This window comes from Pseudomonas sp. GL-RE-26 (assembly GCF_019956275.1).
GTDB classification, from domain to species: Bacteria; Pseudomonadota; Gammaproteobacteria; order Pseudomonadales; family Pseudomonadaceae; genus Aquipseudomonas; species Aquipseudomonas grandcourensis.
The window spans coordinates 63,660-80,750 of the sequence record NZ_JAHBDI010000055.1 but is presented as its reverse complement, the minus strand read 5'-3'; the positions used below and the strand labels follow the sequence as shown (position 1 = coordinate 80,750).

The following is a 17,091-nucleotide window of genomic DNA, read 5'->3' as shown; positions in this document are numbered from 1 at the left end:
GTCACAGATGTGAATACTGCGTTTCGTCTGAAAGACCCGTGACTATTGGGTCGTAGATGGCGCAAAGGTTAGCCATTCGGATGTTTTTTAACAATCGGATAGCTCCGAAATTGCGGTGGGAATCACGGTAACGGGTGGACGGTGAGCCGAATACGAGCCATATTCGGCTCATTATGTGAGCCGAATAACCTTTCCAATCGGCTCACCGCCCACTTAGAGCATCAAGTTCATGACACCTCAATGGATATGGCAGCAGCCTGATTGGCCGGGGTTCACCTGGAATGCCGAACGCCTGGCGCCCTTGTTACGCGAGTGCGTTCAAGCTCAAGGTCGGCTAATGGGCATGGCCAGTTCCGTGGGCAGTTCGCTGAGCGCGCAAAGTGAGCTGGATGCGTTGTTGCAAAACATCGTCACCTCTTCGGCCATTGAAGGAGAACAACTGAACGTCGGCTCCGTTCGTTCGTCGCTGGCTCGACGCTTGGGCCTGGATCTACTTGATGGCGATAGAGTCAGCCAACGCAGTGAAGGTCTTGCGCAATTGATGCTCGATGCTACTCAGCATTTTGCCGAGCCGCTGACGCTGGATCGCTTGCTGCACTGGCATGGATGGTTGTTTCCGGAGCAGGACGGCGACCTCGCCGCCCGGGCGATACGTGTCGGTGCATTGCGAGGCGACGAACCGATGCAGGTCGTCTCCGGTCGTCTCGACAAGCCGACCGTGCACTTCGAAGCGCCGCCTCGTCTGGGCCTTGAGCGTCAACTCGAAATCTTCCTCGACTGGTTTGAGAGCGGCCGAAACCAGGCCGGACTCGACCCATTGCTGCGTGCTGGCATCGCACACTTCTGGTTTGTCACACTCCACCCTTTTGATGACGGCAATGGTCGTCTCACACGCACCATCACCGATCTTGCATTGGCACAGGGCGAGGCTCAGGCGATTCGTTTTTACGCAATGTCGGCAAGCATTCTTGAGGATCGCACCGGTTACTACCGGGTGCTGGAAACCAGTCAAAAGGCTACGACAGATGTCACTGAGTGGCTGGAGTGGTTCCTGCAAACTCTTCTGCGCAGCCTGCAACAAGCTATGACGCGGATCGACAGTGTGCTGGGTAAGGCGCGATTCTGGCAGGCACACCAGAGATCCGAGCTGTCGGCCGAGCAAACAAAGGTACTTAATCGCTTGCTCGATGGCGGCGAAAGAGGCTTCGAGCACGGCATCAGTGCGGCTCAGTACCAGGCCGTCGCCAAAGTATCCAAAGCGACCGCGACCCGTCATCTGAGCGAACTGCTGAACAAAGACTGCCTGCAACGCCTGCCCGGTGGTGGGCGCAGTACCCGGTACCAGATCAAATACCCCGATACGACGGACACCTGATGCCTGTAGACAGGAAGCTTGTTCCCTCTCCACAGTGTTTGTTCATCCAGAAATTGCGACAGCAAATCCCCCCGCTCATTTGCCCATACCCCCCCTATCTGCTAGTGTCGCGCCGGTTTAACGTCAACCGGAAATCGCCGCCATGGCCCGCAAAAAAGCTGCACTGGATTTCGAACAGTCCCTCGCCGACCTGCAAACGCTGGTGGAGCGTCTGGAGAATGGCGAATTGTCGCTGGAGGACTCGCTGGCCGCTTTCGAGCAAGGCATCGGTCTGACCCGCGATTGCCAGGCGGCGCTGGCCCAGGCAGAGCAAAAGGTTCAGGTGCTGCTCGAGCGCGATGGCGAGTTGGCCGAGGAACCCTTCGACGCGGATCAGCCAGAATGATTGCTGCGTACTCGGCAACCAGCCAGGCCCGCGTCAATGCGGCTCTGGAAACCCTGTTCACTGCACCGGGCCCCGAGTTGGCGCGTCTGTATGAAGCCATGCGCTACAGCGTGATGAATGGCGGCAAACGGGTGCGTCCACTGTTGGCCTACGCCGCGTGCGAAGCGTTGGGCGGCAAAGCCGAGCAAGCCAACGGCGCGGCCTGTGCCGTGGAGCTGATCCACGCCTATTCGCTGGTGCATGACGATTTGCCGGCGATGGACGATGACGACCTGCGTCGCGGCCAGCCCACCACCCACAAGAAATTCGATGAAGCCTGCGCGATCCTCGCCGGCGACGGCTTGCAGAGCCTGGCCTTCAGCGCCCTGCTCGACCCGCGCCTGAGCACATTGGACGCCGAGGTCCACCTGCAAATGGTCAGCGCCCTGGCACTGTCCGCAGGCCCGGCGGGCATGGTCGGCGGTCAGGCCATCGACCTCGGCTCGGTCGGTCTGAAGCTCGACCAGAAAGCCCTGGAGTACATGCACCGGCACAAGACCGGTGCGTTGATCGAGGTCAGCGTCAAGCTCGGTGCCCTGGCCAGCGGCCGTGCCGAGAAAGACGAACTCAAGTCCCTGCAGACTTATGCACAGGCCATCGGCCTGGCATTCCAGGTGCAGGACGACATTCTCGACGTCGAAAGCGATACCGAAACCCTCGGCAAACGCCAGGGCGCCGACATTGCCCGGGACAAGCCGACCTACCCGGCCCTGCTCGGCCTCGACGCCGCCAAGGCCTATGCCCTGGAGCTGCGCGACCAGGCCCTGCACGCTCTGCGACCGTTTGACGCGGCGGCCGAGCCGTTGCGCGATCTGGCCCGGTATATCGTCGATCGCCGCAGCTGAAGGCGATTGCGCCAAAAAAGACCAACGCGTGGGCAGGGGACGATGCATCAGGTAAACTGCCGCATCTTTTATACCTATAACGATTCGCCTGATGCCCACGACGTTTCATGAGATTCCCCGCAAGCGCCCGACCACGCCCCTGCTCGACCGCGCGAACACGCCGGACGGCCTGCGCCGGTTAGGCGAAGCCGAGCTGGAAACCCTGGCCGATGAGTTGCGCCTGGAATTGCTCTACACGGTCGGCCAGACCGGTGGGCATTTCGGTGCCGGCCTGGGCGTGATCGAGCTGACCATCGCGCTGCATTACGTCTTCGATACCCCGGACGACCGGCTGGTGTGGGACGTGGGTCATCAGGCTTATCCACACAAGATCCTCACCGGTCGCCGCGAGCGCATGGGCACCCTGCGCCAGAAGGACGGCGTCGCTGCGTTCCCGCGCCGCTCCGAGAGCGAGTACGACACCTTTGGCGTCGGCCACTCCAGCACCTCGATCAGTGCCGCGCTGGGCATGGCGATTGCCGCCCGCCTGCAAAACAGCGAGCGCAAGGCGATCGCGGTGATCGGCGACGGCGCGTTGACCGCGGGCATGGCGTTCGAGGCGCTGAACCATGCGCCGGAAGTGGACGCCAACATGCTGGTGATCCTCAACGATAACGACATGTCGATCTCACGCAACGTCGGTGGCTTGTCGAACTACCTGGCGAAGATCCTTTCCAGCCGCACCTACGCGAGCATGCGCGAAGGCAGCAAGAAAGTGCTGTCGCGCCTGCCCGGTGCCTGGGAAATCGCCCGTCGGACCGAAGAATATGCCAAAGGCATGCTGGTTCCCGGCACGCTGTTCGAAGAGCTGGGCTGGAACTACATCGGCCCGATCGATGGCCACGACCTGCCGACCCTGATCGCCACCCTGCGCAACATGCGCGATCTGAAAGGCCCGCAGTTCCTGCACGTCGTCACCAAGAAAGGCAAAGGCTTCGCCCCAGCGGAAGTCGACCCGATCGGTTACCACGCCATCACCAAACTTGAACCCCTGGACGCCCCGGCCGCCGCGCCGAAAAAGGCCAGCGGGCCGAAGTACTCCGGTGTGTTCGGCGAATGGCTGTGCGACATGGCGGCTGCCGATCCACGCCTGGTCGGGATTACCCCGGCGATGAAGGAAGGCTCGGACCTGGTCGCTTTCAGCGAACGCTTCCCGCTGCGCTACTTCGACGTGGCCATTGCCGAGCAGCACGCGGTGACGTTTGCCGCCGGCATGGCCTGCGAAGGCGCGAAACCGGTGGTGGCAATCTACTCGACGTTCCTGCAACGCGGTTACGACCAATTGGTGCATGACGTCGCCGTGCAGAATCTCGACGTGCTGTTCGCCATCGACCGCGCCGGTCTGGTGGGCGAAGACGGCCCGACTCACGCCGGCAGCTTCGATCTTTCGTACCTGCGCTGCATCCCCGGCATGCTGGTGATGACCCCGAGCGATGAAAACGAGCTGCGCAAGATGCTCACCACCGGCCATCTGTACGAAGGCCCGGCGGCGGTGCGTTATCCACGGGGCAACGGCCCGAACGCGACCATCGAGAAAGACCTCGAGCCTATCGAGATCGGCAAAGGCGTAGTCCGCCGCCAGGGCAGCAAAGTCGCCCTGCTGGTGTTCGGCGTGCAACTGGCCGAAGCCCTGAAAGTCGCCGAGACGCTGGACGCGACCGTGGTCGACATGCGTTTCGTCAAGCCGCTGGATGAAGCGCTGGTTCGCGAAATCGCCGGCAGCCACGAGCTACTGGTGACCGTCGAAGAAAACGCGATCATGGGCGGCGCCGGTGGCGCGGTCAGCGAATTCCTCGCCCGCGAAAACATCCTCAAGTCGGTGCTGCACCTGGGCTTGCCGGACATTTACGTCGAACACGCCAAGCCTGCGCAAATGCTGGCTGAGTGCGGTCTGGATGAGGCGGGAATCGAAGCGTCCATTCGTGAGCGCCTGCAACTGCTCAACATCTAAACGCAAAACCCTGTGGGAGCGAGCTTGCTCGCGATGGCGGCCTGTCAGTCGACTCAAATGCTGACTGATACACCGCTATCGCGAGCAAGCTCGCTCCCACAGTGGTTTTCAGCGTCTATCAAAACTGTATTCGCCTCAAAGCACCAACGGACTCCCCATGAAACTCTCCCCCTTCGCCCTGACGCTGACCCTGCTGCCGGCCGGTCAATTGCTGGCCGACACCTTCGAACGCGACCAGGCCCTGAAGCTGCCCGACGTGTTGATCAGCGCCAACCGCCAGGTCGAAGCGCGTAACGACAGTAGCGCCGCCAACACCGTATTCACCCGCGAAGACATCGATCGCCTGCAACCCGATAGCGTCACTGACCTGTTGCGGCGGGTACCGGGTGTGCAAGTCTCGCAGTCCGGCGGGCGCGGCAGCATTCCGGGTGTCTACATCCGTGGCACCCAGTCGGCCCAGAGCCTGGTGCTGGTGGATGGCCAACGCATCGGCAGTTCGACCTCCGGCGACAGCAACCTGCAACACATCAATATCGAGCAGGTCGAGCGCGTGGAAGTGCTGCGCGGCTCCCGCTCGGTGATTTATGGCAGCGATGCGATTGGCGGGGTGATCCAGATCTTCACCCGCCGTGGTGGTGAGCAAGGCCTGCAACCTCGATTGCACATGGGATTTGGCAGCAACCAGACATGGGAGCGCAGTCTCGGTTTGTCCGGCGGTGATGAGCAAACCCGCTTCAACCTCGGCGCCAGCCTCGATGAAACCGCCGGCATCAATCGCACCCATGAGTCGTATCCCAGTGATGGCGACCATGACGAATATCGTAACAAGTCGCTCAGCCTGAGCCTGAGTCACGCCCTGACGGAAGACATCGAAGTCGGCGCCAACCTGCTGGATAACCGTGGCAAGAGCGAGTTCGACAACCCGTTCGGCCGCTTCGACATGAATACGTTCGAGTCGGTCCAGCAACAGCCCTACAGCGACTTCGATGTAAGCAGTGTCAGCAGCTATGTCGATGCACGGATCAACGATCTCTGGAAAACCCGCGTTGATGTCGGCCACAGTGAAAACCGCGAGAAGACCCTCGACAAGCTCAGCGATGAACGCACCGTATTCAACACCTATCGCGACTCGGTGACCTGGCAGAACGACCTGACGCTCAACGAGCGCAACAGCCTGATGCTCGGTGGTGACTGGTACGAAGACCGGATCAACAGCACCACGGCGTTCGACGAAGACAGCCGCTGGAACCGAGCCGCGTTTATCCAGCATCGCTTTCAGGCAGACAGTTTCTCCACGGAGTTGGGCCTGCGTCACGACGATAACCAGCAGTTCGGCAGCCAGAACACCTGGAGTGGCACCTTCACCCTGCCGCTGAACCCGGACAACGAAGTGCTGCTGACCTACAGCGAAGGCTTCCGCGCGCCGACGTTCAACGACCTGTACTACCCGGACTTCAGCAACCCCGACCTGAAGCCTGAAACCTCGAAAAGCTATGAGCTGCAATGGCGCAGCCAATTGACCGAGAACAGTCGCCTGGAGGCGTCGCTGTATCGCACCGACCTTGAAGACGCGATCATTTTCGGCAGCAACTCACGCCCTGAAAACGTCGCCTCGGCGCGGATCAACGGCTTCGAAGCCGCGCTGAAGCAGGAACTGTTCGGCTGGCAGAGCAATCTGGGCGTGGCGATCATCGACCCACGAGATCGTGACACGGGCCACACCCTGGCCCGTCGCGCGCGGCGCACCTTGAGCTGGGATCTGGACCGTCAGTTCGATCGCCTGGGCCTCGGCGCCAGTTGGCAAGCGGTCAGCAGCAGCTTTGACGACTTGAACAATCAACAACCGTTGGGTGGTTATGCCTTGTTGGGGCTGCGCAGCAGTTGGGAGCTCAATCGTGAAGTCCAACTGGAGCTGAAGGTCGATAACCTGCTGGACAAGGGTTACAGCCGGGCGCTGTACAGCTTCCAAGGTAGCCAGTACGGGTATCGCGAGGAAGGTCGGGCGTGGATGTTCGGGGTGACCTGGACGCCGGAGAGCTGAGGCTGGCGCGAATCATTGTGGCGAGGGAGCTTGCTCCCGTTCGACTGCGTAGCAGTCGCAATCAACGCTGACCGGGGCAATCAGACAAATTGCAGTGTTAGTTTTTGGGCTGCTTCGCAGCCCAGCGGGAGCAAGCTCCCTCGCCACAGTTACAAATTCGGTGCAATCAACTGGCAGAGTTTGGCAGTTGCCTCAATCATCTGCCCACTCGGCCGCTCCAGGCCCTTGTCCGTCACCAGGCGCAACTGTCCCTGTGCCACGGCCGCCACCTGCGGCCAGGCTTTCCACGCATCGAGCTGCGCCTGTTCGCTGGCCAGAATCACCTCGGGATTGCGCTGCAACACCGCTTCCACACTGACTTGCGGTGCCGGCAGTTTCAGGTCGGCAAACACGTTTTGCGCACCGCAGACCTCCAGCGCATCGCTGATGATCTGTTCACCACCAACCGTGTACAGCGGCCGATCCCAGACTTGATAGAACACTCGTAACGGCTTGTCCCGGCGATAGCGCTGACGCAACTCATCCAGCCGCTGGCGTAAATCGCTGGCCAATGAAATTCCGCGCTCAGGTCGACCGAGCTGAGCGGCTATGGTCTCGATCTGTGCGGCGAGCTGGTCCAGGCTGTGGGGTTCGGCGACGTAGGTGGGAATATTCAGTCGCTTGAGCTGGTCACGCTGGGCCGGGCCGACGCTACCAGGCCATAGCAGCAACAGATCGGGTTTCAGGCTGAGCAAGCGCTCCATATCCAGCTGGCCATAGCGGCCAACGGAAGGCAGGTCCTTGAGTTCGGCAGGTCGTTCACCAGCGTCCAGCACACCCACCAAGAGGTCGGCGGAACCCAATTCAACGACGATTTCAGAGAGCGACGGTGCGAGGCTGACAACCCGTTCGACCGCGATGGCCGGGCCACTGGCGGCCAGCAGCAACACCGCCAGCCAGAGCGCGCGCATCAACCGAGTTGACGCGGAATACGGTAGAGGTAGAACAGCACGGCGGTCGACAGTGCCAGCAACATCAGCGGCACGGCTTCGAGACCGACGAACACCGCCAGGGCACCGATCCAGGCCGGCAGCCCGGCGGCCAGGAATGCGGTGCGCCGCTTGGCCGCCAGACTGATCCAGGCGGCAGGTTCGTCAGGGGTATCGAGGGCTTTCTGGGTGGCGATCAGCGCGTGTTTGTAGGCGCCGAAAAACTTCAGGCTGACAAACATCGAGGCGACTCCGGCGATGAACAACGGCATCACCAGCACCGGCAGAATGGCTTCGCCCTGGCCGAACAGCACATTGATCACAAACAGCGGCAACAAGGCCAGTGCCAGGTATTGCCACCAGTTGACGGACAGTCGCCGCCGCACCTGACCGCGGGTCACGCCCGGTCAACCTCGCCCTGATGCTCATTGCCCATCATGTGGTCGAGCTTGCTGGCCTTGGTTGCCAGGTAGAGTCGGTTATGCGGGTTGTGGCCGGTGTGCAGCGGCACGCGCTCGGCGACCACGATCCCCATGTCGGTCAAGGCTTTGACCTTGCGCGGGTTGTTGGTCATCAGGCGCAGGGACTTCACGCCCATGTGCTCCAGCATCGGCAGGCACATGGCGTAGTCACGCTGGTCGGCGGCAAAGCCCAGACGTTCGTTGGCTTCAACGGTATCGGCGCCGCCATCTTGCAGCTCATAGGCGCGGATCTTGTTCAGCAGGCCAATGCCACGGCCTTCCTGACGCAAGTAGAGCAACACGCCACGACCTTCACGGGCGATGGCCTGCAAGGCAGCTTCCAGTTGCGAGCCGCAGTCGCAACGTTGGCTAAACAGGGCATCGCCCGTCAGGCATTCGGAGTGCAACCGGCCGAGTACCGGGGCACCGTCATCGAACTCACCCAGGCTCAGCACAACGTGCTCGCGGCCGGTGGCTTCATCGAGAAAGCCATGCATGGTGAATTGCGCAAAAGGTGTTGGCAGCTTGCAAGCGGCGACAAAAGCGACAGGCACCGGTGTGCTCCTGATCTAAAAGTCTGAAGATTCGCAGAGCCGGCATTGTAACAGCAGGTTCCGGAGGACGCTTAGGCTGAATTATCGGCGATAACTATCAAAATGTTTGATATACGCCCCGGTACATACCCTGTGGGAGCGAGCTTGCTCGCGATTGCGGTGTATCGGCAGCGTATTCGTCAACGGAAAGTCTGCCATCGCGAGCAAGCTCGCTCCCACAGGGTTCTGTGTCGGTCATCGGCTCTGGGAAGCATTCGAATCAAACGGATACGGCTGTTTCCAGCGTTCAAAAATCGGTTTCAGCTCGCCGCGTTTCACCAGTTGCTCCATGCGCTGGTCGAACAGGGCCATTAACGTGCGCGCCTTCGGGGTCTTGGCGAAGCACAGATACAGCGGCAACTCGGCGATATGGGTGCGCCGCAGCTGGGACGGATCCTTGGCGCGGTTGATGACATAATCGACTTCGGTCAGGGCATCGATGTAGAAGTCGGCACGATTGTGGATCAGCATCGACACGATGCCGGTACGCCGCTGCACTTCGTCGAAGTGGCGCACATTGGGCAAGTAATCCTGGTAGTCGTAGCCGCGGACCCAGGCCAGTCGATAATTGCCCAGGGTTTGCGGGGTGGGTACCGGACTGCTGGCCAGGCCCAGGGCATAGATGTGATCGGTGTCGAAGCTCCAATGGGGATAGAGCACACCCTCGGACTCGTCACGATAGGATCCGACGCAGGCATCGACTTCGCCACGTTCGGCCAGGCCCAGCGAACGCAAGTAGGGTTCGGTGCGGATGTCGACCTTGACGCCCGCCGGCTCGAACACTTGCCGTAGTACGTCCCAACCCAGTCCATGACCGTCAGCGGCGGTGTAGTCTTCCCAGTCTTCGCTGGCCAGATGAATCACCGACGGCGGCGCAGCACTCCCTCCCCCCGCCTGGACAAAAGAGCAAAACATCGCGAACGCCATCACCATCAATCCGCGTACAGCCATCCCCCGCTTCCCCCGATAAACAGCTCTCATGATCAACGCCTGGAAATCCCCGGTCAGGCGAAAAACCACACCAGTCCCTGCATCGCCAACCAGGCGAACACCCCGGCCAGGACATCATCGAGCATGATGCCCACGCCGCCATGTACGTGCCGGTCAATCCAGCGTATCGGCCATGGCTTGAGAATGTCGAAGAAGCGGAACATCAAGAAACCCGCCAGCAACCACTGCCAACCTTCCGGCACCAGCCACAGGGTGATCCACATCCCGACCATTTCGTCCCAAACGATGCCTTCATGGTCGTGTACCCGCAAATCGTCGGCCACTTTGCCGCACAGCCAGAAGCCGAACAGCATGGTGATGCCCAGCATCAGCCAGTAACCCCAGTCGGGCAGCATTTGCCACAACGGAATAAAGGGTAGCGCAACCAGCGACCCCCAAGTGCCAGGCGCCTTTGGCAAGGTGCCGGAGCCGAAGCCGAACGCCAGGAAATGCCATGGATTACGCCAGACCGACGGCGGTACGAATTCCGCCGGAACCTGTTTGGGATGATCTGTCACGGTGACTCCCGAAAATGTTGATAACCCCGGGCTTGCGGGGTGATGTCTTGTCCGTTGGCATCCAGCAGTGTCACACCTTGCCCATTCACGACGCGCCCAATCACATGGATCGGCCAGCCATCGGCCAGCAATAGCGGCAACTCGACGGACGGTAAGGTGAAGGCCAGGACGTAATCGTCGCCGCCGCTCAAGGCCGCAACCTGTGCATCCGATTGGCCGAGAAAGTCGACCAGGCTCTGCGACAGCGGCAAACGATCCCGCTCGACCTCGATACCGACCTTCGACGCCAGCGCGATATGCCCGCAATCCGCGAGCAGTCCGTCAGAGATATCCATTGCCGAAGTGGCCTTGCCCCGTAGCGCCTGACCCAAGCCGAGCTGCGGTTGCGGCGACCAGTAATGCGCCAACAACGGCTCGGCAATGCTCGCTTCGGCTGTGCGCTGGCCGAGCACCAAGGGCAAGGCACCGGCGGCATTGCCCAGGTTGCCGCCGACACACAGCAGGTCGCCCGGTTGCGCACCGCTGCGGGTCAGCGCCAGACCGGCCGGCACGCGCCCGAACACGGTCATGGTCAGGCTCAACGGCCCGCGGGTCGTGTCACCGCCCACCAGCGCCACGCCACAGCTTCGCGCCATCTGGTTCAAACCTCGGGCATAGGCTTGCAGCCAATCGGCGGTCACCGTCGGCAAGGTCAGGGCAAGGGTAAAGGCAATCGGGGTAGCGCCCATGGCGGCCAGGTCGCTGACCGCAACGGCCAGCGAGCGCTGACCGAGCAGAAACGGATCGCAGGGATCGGCGAAATGCACGCCGGCCACCAACGTATCGGTAGAGATCGCCATCTGTTCCCCGGAGGGAACAGCCAGCAAGGCGCAGTCATCGCCAATCCCGAGGGCAACGCCTTCGCCGCCCTGCGCACAAGGCGCGGCGGCGAAGAAATTGCGGATCAGCTCAAACTCACCCATTGGGTATCCTGTCTCACCAATACTGTTCATTTTTTAGCGGCGTCTGGTGTCGCCATACTGCGTTGCCGCTCCTCGCCATAGCACGCTATGACTCGTCGCGGCGCCTTGTCTGACAACACCAGTCACTCGCTAAAAAACGAACGTATCGGCGAGACAGGACACTAGATCCAAGCGCTAATCAGCGTTTGAACGCCTTGACTTCAGCTTCACGCAGACGCGGGGCCAGCTTGTCGAGCACACCGTTGACGAACTTGTGACCGTCGGTGGAACCGAAGACCTTGGCCAGTTCGATACCCTCGTTGATCACAACGCGGTACGGCACGTCGACGCGCTTGAGCAGCTCCCAGGTGGACAGGCGCAGAACGGCCAGTTCAACCGGGTCCAGCTCTTCGATGGTCAGGTCCAGGCATGGCGTGAGCGCGGTGTCGATTTCGGTCTTGAACTGCGGAACCCCGTGCAGGATCTCGCGGAAGTACGCGCCGTCGACATCGCTGAAATCGTTATCGACCCGGAACTGCGCTTCGATCTCGTTCAGCGACTGCTTGGCCATGTGCCATTGGTACAGCGCCTGGGTTGCGAGCTGACGGGCTTCGCGACGCTTGACGCTTTTCGATGGCTTGCCGGCATCCGCAGGCTTTGGATCGCGCGGGTTGAAACGATCGCTTTCGTCGCTAATCACTTGGCCTCCAACTGCGCCAGCAGGCTGACCATTTCCAGAGCGGACAGGGCAGCTTCAGCACCTTTGTTCCCGGCCTTGGTGCCGGAACGTTCAATGGCTTGCTCGATGGAATCAACGGTCAGGACGCCGAAAGCGACCGGAACGCCGAACTCCATGGACACCTGGGCCAGGCCCTTGGTGCACTCGCCAGCCACGTATTCGAAGTGCGGAGTGCCGCCACGAATGACCGCGCCCAGGGCGATGATTGCCGCGAATTCGCCTTTCTGGGCGACTTTCTGCGCAACCAGCGGAATTTCGAAGGCGCCAGGCGCGCGGATGATGGTGATGTCGCTTTCGCTCACGCCGTGGCGAACCAGGGCATCAACTGCACCGCTGACCAGGCTTTCAACGACGAAGCTGTTGAAACGGCCCACTACCAGAGCGTAGCGGCCTTTAGGGGCGATGAAGGTACCTTCGATGGTCTTCAGGGTCATTCGATAGATCTCTTAAAGAGCCGGGACGCGTCTCGTACGCGCCCCTCGGTGATATTTGAACCGCGAATTCAAGGCCGGAAACAACCGGTCATTATTCGGAGGGCACGTATTCTACAACTTCCAGATCGAAACCGGATATCGCATTAAATTTCATGGGTGCCGACATCAGGCGCATTTTGCGCACGCCGAGGTCACGCAGGATCTGCGAACCGGCACCGACAGTGCTGTAGGTGGTCGGTTTTTTCACCGCGGCGTGATCGGCGGTTTCGCGGATGTGCGCGAGCAACACGTCGCCATCGAGCGGGTGACCGAGCAACAGCACAACACCGCTGCCGGCCTCGGCAACCGTGGCCATGGCGGCGCGCAGGCTCCAGCGGCCCGGTTGCTTGACCATCAGCAGGTCGCGCAGCGGGTCCATGTTATGCACCCGAACCAGGGTCGGTTCTTCGGCACACACGTTGCCCAGGGTCAGCGCCATGTGCACGTCGCCTTCCACGGAATCACGATAGGTCACCAGGTTGAATTGGCCCAGTTCGCTGTCCAGTGGCTGCTCGGCAATCCGCTGAACGGTACGTTCGTGGATCATCCGGTAGTGAATCAGGTCGGCGATGGTGCCGATCTTGATGTCGTGCTCGGCGGCAAATGCTTCCAGCTCGGCGCGACGGGACATGGTGCCGTCGTCGTTCATCACTTCGCAGATCACGCCGCTCGGCTCGAAACCGGCCATGCGCGCCAGGTCGCACGCCGCTTCGGTGTGGCCGGCACGGGCCAGGGTACCGCCGGCCTGGGCCATCAGCGGGAAGATGTGGCCCGGGCTGACGATGTCTTCAGCCTTGGCATCACGGGCGGCGGCAGCCTGCACAGTGCGCGCACGGTCGGCGGCGGAAATACCGGTGGTCACACCGGTGGCCGCTTCGATCGATACGGTGAACTTGGTGCCGAAACCGGAACCGTTGCGCGGGGCCATCAACGGCAGCTTGAGCAGTTCGCAGCGCTCGCGGCTCATCGGCATGCAGATCAGGCCACGGGCGTGCTTGGCCATGAAGTTGATGTGCTCGGGCTTGCAGCACTCGGCGGCCATGATCAGGTCGCCTTCGTTCTCGCGGTCTTCGTCATCCATGAGGATGACCATCTTGCCTTGGCGGATGTCTTCAACCAGTTCTTCGATGCTATTGAGCGCCACAAGGCACCCCCTTGAGTCAGGATTTGAGGTAGCCGTTTTGGGCCAGAAAGCTTTCGGTAATGGTGCTGCCAGGCTTTTGCGAAGAGCCTGGCTCTGCGGCCTTGTCGCCCAAAAGCAGACGCTCCAGGTAACGGGCCAGCAAATCCACTTCCAGATTCACCCGGCGGCCAGGCTGGTACGACGCCATGATGGTTTCGCTCAGGGTGTGGGGAATGATGGTCAGCAGGAACTCGGCGCCATCGACTGCGTTCACGGTGAGGCTGGTGCCGTCGACGGTGATCGAGCCTTTATGGGCGATGTACTTGGCCAGGTCCTTTGGCGCGCGGATGCGGAATTCCACGGCGCGCGCGTTCTCGGTACGGGCAACCACTTCGCCCACGCCGTCGACGTGACCGCTGACCAGATGCCCGCCGAGGCGAGTGGTCGGGGTCAGGGCTTTTTCCAGATTGACCGGGCTGCCGCTTTTCAGGTCGTTCATGGCGGTGCAGTCGAGGGTTTCGCAACTGACGTCCGCCGCAAAGCCATTGCCCGGCAGTTCAACGGCAGTCAGGCACACGCCGTTGACCGCGATGCTGTCGCCCAGTTTGACGTCGCTCAGGTCGAGCTTGCCGGTTTCGACGTGAACCCGCACATCACCGCCCTTTGGGGTCAATGCACGAATACTGCCGATGGATTCGATGATGCCGGTAAACATGAGGTTCTCCTCGAGAACAAAGCCAGCGCTGTAGCGTTGACCGGAAATTATACGCTCGCGGTTGACGTAGGAATGGCAATGACTCGCCAGTCATCGCCCACTGCGCGAATTTCAATGATTTTAAGCTCGGGCGCATCCTTCATTTGCGCGAGCGGCCAGTCCAGCAGCGGCCGCGCCGAAGAGCCCAGGAACTTGCCGGCAATGAAAATCTGGAACTCGTCCACCAGACCGAGTTGGGCAAAGGCACCTGCCAGGCGCGGACCGGCCTCAACCAGCACCTCGTTGACGCCACGGGCTGCGAGTTCAACCAATAGCTGACGCAGATCGACCTGGCCGTCGTAACCCGGCACGATCAGGCATTCCGGACCATTGGCGTATTGCTCTTCCACCGCCACGCAGGTGGCAACCAGCGCCGGGCCGGCCTTGAAGAACGGTGCATCCAGTGGCACCCGCAGACGACCGTCGACCAGCACCCGCAGCGGCAGGCGGCTCATGGCCAGTGCGGTTTGCTCGGCATCCAGCCCCAGCTCATCGGCTCGCACGGTCAGCCGCGCGTTGTCCGCCAGAACCGTGTCGGCGCCGGTCAGTACCACGCTGGCCTGGGCACGAAGGCGTTGCACCGCAGAACGTGCGGCCGGACCGGTGATCCACTGGCTTTCGCCGCTTTCCATCGCCGTGCGCCCGTCCAGGCTCATGGCCAACTTGACCCGCACGAATGGCAAGCCGTGTTCCATGCGTTTCAGGAAACCTTGGTTAAGCTTTCGCGCCTCGCTTTCCAGTACGCCGCTTTCGGTGGCGATACCGGCCTGTTCCAGGCGTTGTAGACCACGACCGGCGACTTCCGGGTTCGGGTCCTGCATCGCCGCGACCACCCTGGCCACACCGGCATTGACCAGTGCATCGGCGCAAGGCGGTGTGCGGCCGTGGTGGCTGCAAGGTTCAAGGGTCACGTAAGCGGTGGCGCCACGAGCCTGCTCACCGGCCGCGCGCAAGGCGTGGACTTCAGCGTGGGGCTCGCCGGCGCGCTCGTGCCAGCCTTCGCCGACAATCTGCCCGCCCTGCACAATCACGCAACCGACCCGCGGATTGGGGTGCGTCGTGTAATGCCCCTTGCGCGCCAGCTCCAGGGCACGGGCCATGAAATGAGCATCGAGGATGGCTTGTTCTGCGGGCGTGGTCATTCTTTCACCGGTTCACGGGCCAGGCGATCGATCTCTTCGCGGAACTCGTTGAGGTCCTGGAAGCGGCGATATACCGAAGCGAAGCGGATGTAGGCGACTTCATCGAGCTTCTGCAGCTCGGCCATCACCAGTTCGCCGACCACAAGGGATTTGACCTCGCGCTCGCCGGTGGCGCGCAGTTTGTGTTTGATGTGCACCAGCGACGATTCGAGGCGCTCGACACTCACCGGGCGCTTTTCCAGCGCGCGCTGCATGCCGGCGCGGAGTTTTTCTTCGTCGAACGGCTGGCGACTGCCGTCGGTTTTGATCAGGCGCGGCAACACCAGTTCAGCCGTCTCGAACGTCGTGAAGCGCTCGCCGCAGGCCAGGCATTCACGCCGGCGGCGCACCTGTTCGCCCTCGGCGACCAGACGCGAGTCGATGACTTTGGTGTCGTTGGCACCGCAGAAGGGACAGTGCATGGTGGCAGGCAACAAAAAAAGGGAGGGCCATGGTAGCGCATCCCGGTGGCAAGACAAGCCATAGGGTTTGCGGTATACAGACGGGATGATCACTTGATCCATGGAATTCAGCTTTATGGAGCCACCAATGTCGTTACGTCCGCTCATTTTGCTCAGTGTTTTCAGCCTGCTGGTGGCTTGCGGCAGCGATGCACCCAAGCCCCAGCCGCCAACGCCTGGCCCGGCGCCGCAGCAAGCGCAGAAGAAGGCCCGGGAGGCCGCCAACCTCGGCCCCCTGCCTGCCTATCAGCGTGAACTGAGCGGTACCCTACAAGGCGTTCCAGCCGGCGCTGAAGTCGAACTGGCATTGCTGGTGATCGACGAAAAGAACCGCCCGCAGCAATTGCTCGCCAGTTCCAGCCTGATCGGCAACAACCAGGTGCTGGCGTTTCACCTGCGTTTCAACCCGGAATCCTTCCCGGCCGGGGCCCGCGTTGAACTGCGAGGCCGCGCCAGCCAGTCCGGACAGTTGATCCTGCACCTGCCGTCGCAGCTGATTACCCAGCCGACCACCCAGGCCCTGGGCCAACTGCAATTCGTCAAAGCCCCATGAATGCACCGCTCGACCTGCAAAAGGCGTTGGGTGAACTACTCGGTGATGCGCAATTGGTCGCCTGTGAGTTACCAGGGACCGACCTGAAGTTGTGGCTGATCGACGGCGACAACATGGACCGCGCCTTCAGCCCGGAAGAAACCCGGCGCATCCTGCATGAGCCACCGTACTGGAGCTTTTGCTGGGCCAGCGGGTTGGCCGTGGCCCGTTACCTCGCTGACAACCCGCATTGGGTCGAAGGCAAGCGTGTGCTGGATTTTGGCGCCGGGTCTGGCGTGGCGGGGATTGCCGCTGCCAAGGCCGGGGCGCTGGAAGTGCTGGCCTGCGACCTCGACCCGCTGGCGATTGCCGCGTGTCGGGCCAATGCCGAGCTCAATGACGTAGAGCTCAACTACTCGACGGATTTTTTCGCCGAGGCTGATCGCTTCGATCTGATCCTGGTGGCGGATGTGCTGTACGACCGGGCCAACCTGCCGCTGCTCGACCAGTTCCTCAGCCGCGGCCGAGAGGCGCTGGTGGCGGATTCCCGAGTGCGGGACTTCCGCCATCCGTTATACCGGCGCATAGAGATGCTGGAGGCGATGACCCTACCGGATCTGGCCGAGCCCCACGAGTTTCGGCATGTGAGCCTCTACCACGCCGCCCGCGCCTGACCGTATAG

Annotated in this window: 19 protein-coding genes; 7 read left to right on the top strand and 12 right to left on the bottom strand. The window is 61.6% G+C overall.

Annotation, left to right across the window (positions count from 1 at the left end; all coding sequences use genetic code 11):
- Positions 1-229: 229 nt before the first annotated feature.
- The 5 genes from KGB07_RS24515 to KGB07_RS24495 all read left to right on the top strand — a co-directional run bounded on the left by KGB07_RS24515 (position 230) and on the right by KGB07_RS24495 (position 6,675).
- The gene (locus KGB07_RS24515) at positions 230-1,375 is read left to right on the top strand and encodes a Fic family protein (RefSeq protein WP_223466770.1); all 1,146 of its coding nucleotides are present in this window, start codon (positions 230-232) and stop codon (positions 1,373-1,375) included.
- Between the two features lie 142 nt (positions 1,376-1,517).
- The gene (locus tag KGB07_RS24510) at positions 1,518-1,760 is read left to right on the top strand and encodes an exodeoxyribonuclease VII small subunit (RefSeq protein WP_007970180.1); all 243 of its coding nucleotides are present in this window, start codon (positions 1,518-1,520) and stop codon (positions 1,758-1,760) included.
- Positions 1,757-2,644: a polyprenyl synthetase family protein gene (locus tag KGB07_RS24505; protein ID WP_223466769.1), complete on the top strand. Its 888-nt coding sequence runs from the start codon at positions 1,757-1,759 to the stop codon at positions 2,642-2,644. The genes KGB07_RS24510 and KGB07_RS24505 overlap by 4 nt, the downstream gene beginning before the upstream one ends.
- Before the next feature lie 91 nt (positions 2,645-2,735).
- Complete coding sequence (gene dxs / locus KGB07_RS24500; protein WP_046041649.1) at positions 2,736-4,634, top strand: 1-deoxy-D-xylulose-5-phosphate synthase; 1,899 nt, start codon at positions 2,736-2,738, stop codon at positions 4,632-4,634.
- 157 nt (positions 4,635-4,791) lie between these two features.
- Entirely contained in the window at positions 4,792-6,675 is a 1,884-nt protein-coding gene (locus tag KGB07_RS24495; protein ID WP_223466768.1) for a TonB-dependent receptor domain-containing protein, read from the top strand.
- Between the two features lie 149 nt (positions 6,676-6,824).
- Here the strand turns inward: KGB07_RS24495 and KGB07_RS24490 are convergent, their stop codons facing one another.
- The 12 genes from KGB07_RS24490 to nrdR all read right to left on the bottom strand — a co-directional run bounded on the left by KGB07_RS24490 (position 6,825) and on the right by nrdR (position 15,838).
- On the bottom strand, positions 6,825-7,625 hold the full coding sequence (locus KGB07_RS24490; protein WP_223466767.1) for a cobalamin-binding protein: 801 nt from the start codon (positions 7,623-7,625) through the stop codon (positions 6,825-6,827).
- The gene (locus KGB07_RS24485; RefSeq protein WP_223466766.1) at positions 7,625-8,044 is read right to left on the bottom strand and encodes an MFS transporter; all 420 of its coding nucleotides are present in this window, start codon (positions 8,042-8,044) and stop codon (positions 7,625-7,627) included. The genes KGB07_RS24490 and KGB07_RS24485 overlap by 1 nt, the downstream gene beginning before the upstream one ends.
- Positions 8,041-8,658, bottom strand: a complete 618-nt coding sequence (gene ribA / locus KGB07_RS24480; RefSeq protein ID WP_046041645.1) for a GTP cyclohydrolase II — start codon at positions 8,656-8,658, stop codon at positions 8,041-8,043. Before ribA ends, KGB07_RS24485 begins: the two co-directional genes overlap by 4 nt.
- Positions 8,659-8,892: 234 nt before the next feature.
- Positions 8,893-9,648 (bottom strand): substrate-binding periplasmic protein, encoded by a 756-nt coding sequence (locus KGB07_RS24475; RefSeq protein WP_046041644.1) that lies wholly within the window; start codon positions 9,646-9,648, stop codon positions 8,893-8,895.
- A gap of 53 nt (positions 9,649-9,701) precedes the next feature.
- Positions 9,702-10,205, bottom strand: coding sequence for a phosphatidylglycerophosphatase A (locus tag KGB07_RS24470; RefSeq protein WP_007970166.1), 504 nt, complete (start codon positions 10,203-10,205; stop codon positions 9,702-9,704).
- Positions 10,202-11,167 carry a thiamine-phosphate kinase gene (gene thiL / locus KGB07_RS24465; protein WP_046041643.1) on the bottom strand — a complete coding sequence of 322 codons (966 nt, stop codon included), beginning with the start codon at positions 11,165-11,167 and terminating at the stop codon, positions 10,202-10,204. Before thiL ends, KGB07_RS24470 begins: the two co-directional genes overlap by 4 nt.
- 178 nt (positions 11,168-11,345) lie before the next feature.
- The gene (nusB, locus tag KGB07_RS24460) at positions 11,346-11,846 is read right to left on the bottom strand and encodes a transcription antitermination factor NusB (protein WP_003185935.1); all 501 of its coding nucleotides are present in this window, start codon (positions 11,844-11,846) and stop codon (positions 11,346-11,348) included.
- Positions 11,843-12,319: a 6,7-dimethyl-8-ribityllumazine synthase gene (ribE, locus tag KGB07_RS24455; protein ID WP_003228649.1), complete on the bottom strand. Its 477-nt coding sequence runs from the start codon at positions 12,317-12,319 to the stop codon at positions 11,843-11,845. The genes nusB and ribE overlap by 4 nt, the downstream gene beginning before the upstream one ends.
- A gap of 91 nt (positions 12,320-12,410) precedes the next feature.
- The gene (gene ribBA / locus KGB07_RS24450) at positions 12,411-13,502 is read right to left on the bottom strand and encodes a bifunctional 3,4-dihydroxy-2-butanone-4-phosphate synthase/GTP cyclohydrolase II (protein ID WP_007984459.1); all 1,092 of its coding nucleotides are present in this window, start codon (positions 13,500-13,502) and stop codon (positions 12,411-12,413) included.
- A 16-nt stretch (positions 13,503-13,518) separates the two neighbouring features.
- Entirely contained in the window at positions 13,519-14,196 is a 678-nt protein-coding gene (locus tag KGB07_RS24445; protein WP_223466765.1) for a riboflavin synthase, read from the bottom strand.
- A gap of 47 nt (positions 14,197-14,243) precedes the next feature.
- Positions 14,244-15,377, bottom strand: coding sequence for a bifunctional diaminohydroxyphosphoribosylaminopyrimidine deaminase/5-amino-6-(5-phosphoribosylamino)uracil reductase RibD (gene ribD, locus KGB07_RS24440; protein WP_046041641.1), 1,134 nt, complete (start codon positions 15,375-15,377; stop codon positions 14,244-14,246).
- Positions 15,374-15,838 carry a transcriptional regulator NrdR gene (nrdR, locus tag KGB07_RS24435; RefSeq protein WP_003228656.1) on the bottom strand — a complete coding sequence of 155 codons (465 nt, stop codon included), beginning with the start codon at positions 15,836-15,838 and terminating at the stop codon, positions 15,374-15,376. Before nrdR ends, ribD begins: the two co-directional genes overlap by 4 nt.
- A 127-nt stretch (positions 15,839-15,965) precedes the next feature.
- On the opposite strand from nrdR, the gene KGB07_RS24430 reads away from it, so the two are divergent.
- Positions 15,966-16,430 (top strand): YbaY family lipoprotein, encoded by a 465-nt coding sequence (locus KGB07_RS24430; RefSeq protein WP_046041640.1) that lies wholly within the window; start codon positions 15,966-15,968, stop codon positions 16,428-16,430.
- Positions 16,427-17,083: a class I SAM-dependent methyltransferase gene (locus tag KGB07_RS24425; protein ID WP_046041639.1), complete on the top strand. Its 657-nt coding sequence runs from the start codon at positions 16,427-16,429 to the stop codon at positions 17,081-17,083. Before KGB07_RS24430 ends, KGB07_RS24425 begins: the two co-directional genes overlap by 4 nt.
- Positions 17,084-17,091: the final 8 nt, after the last annotated feature.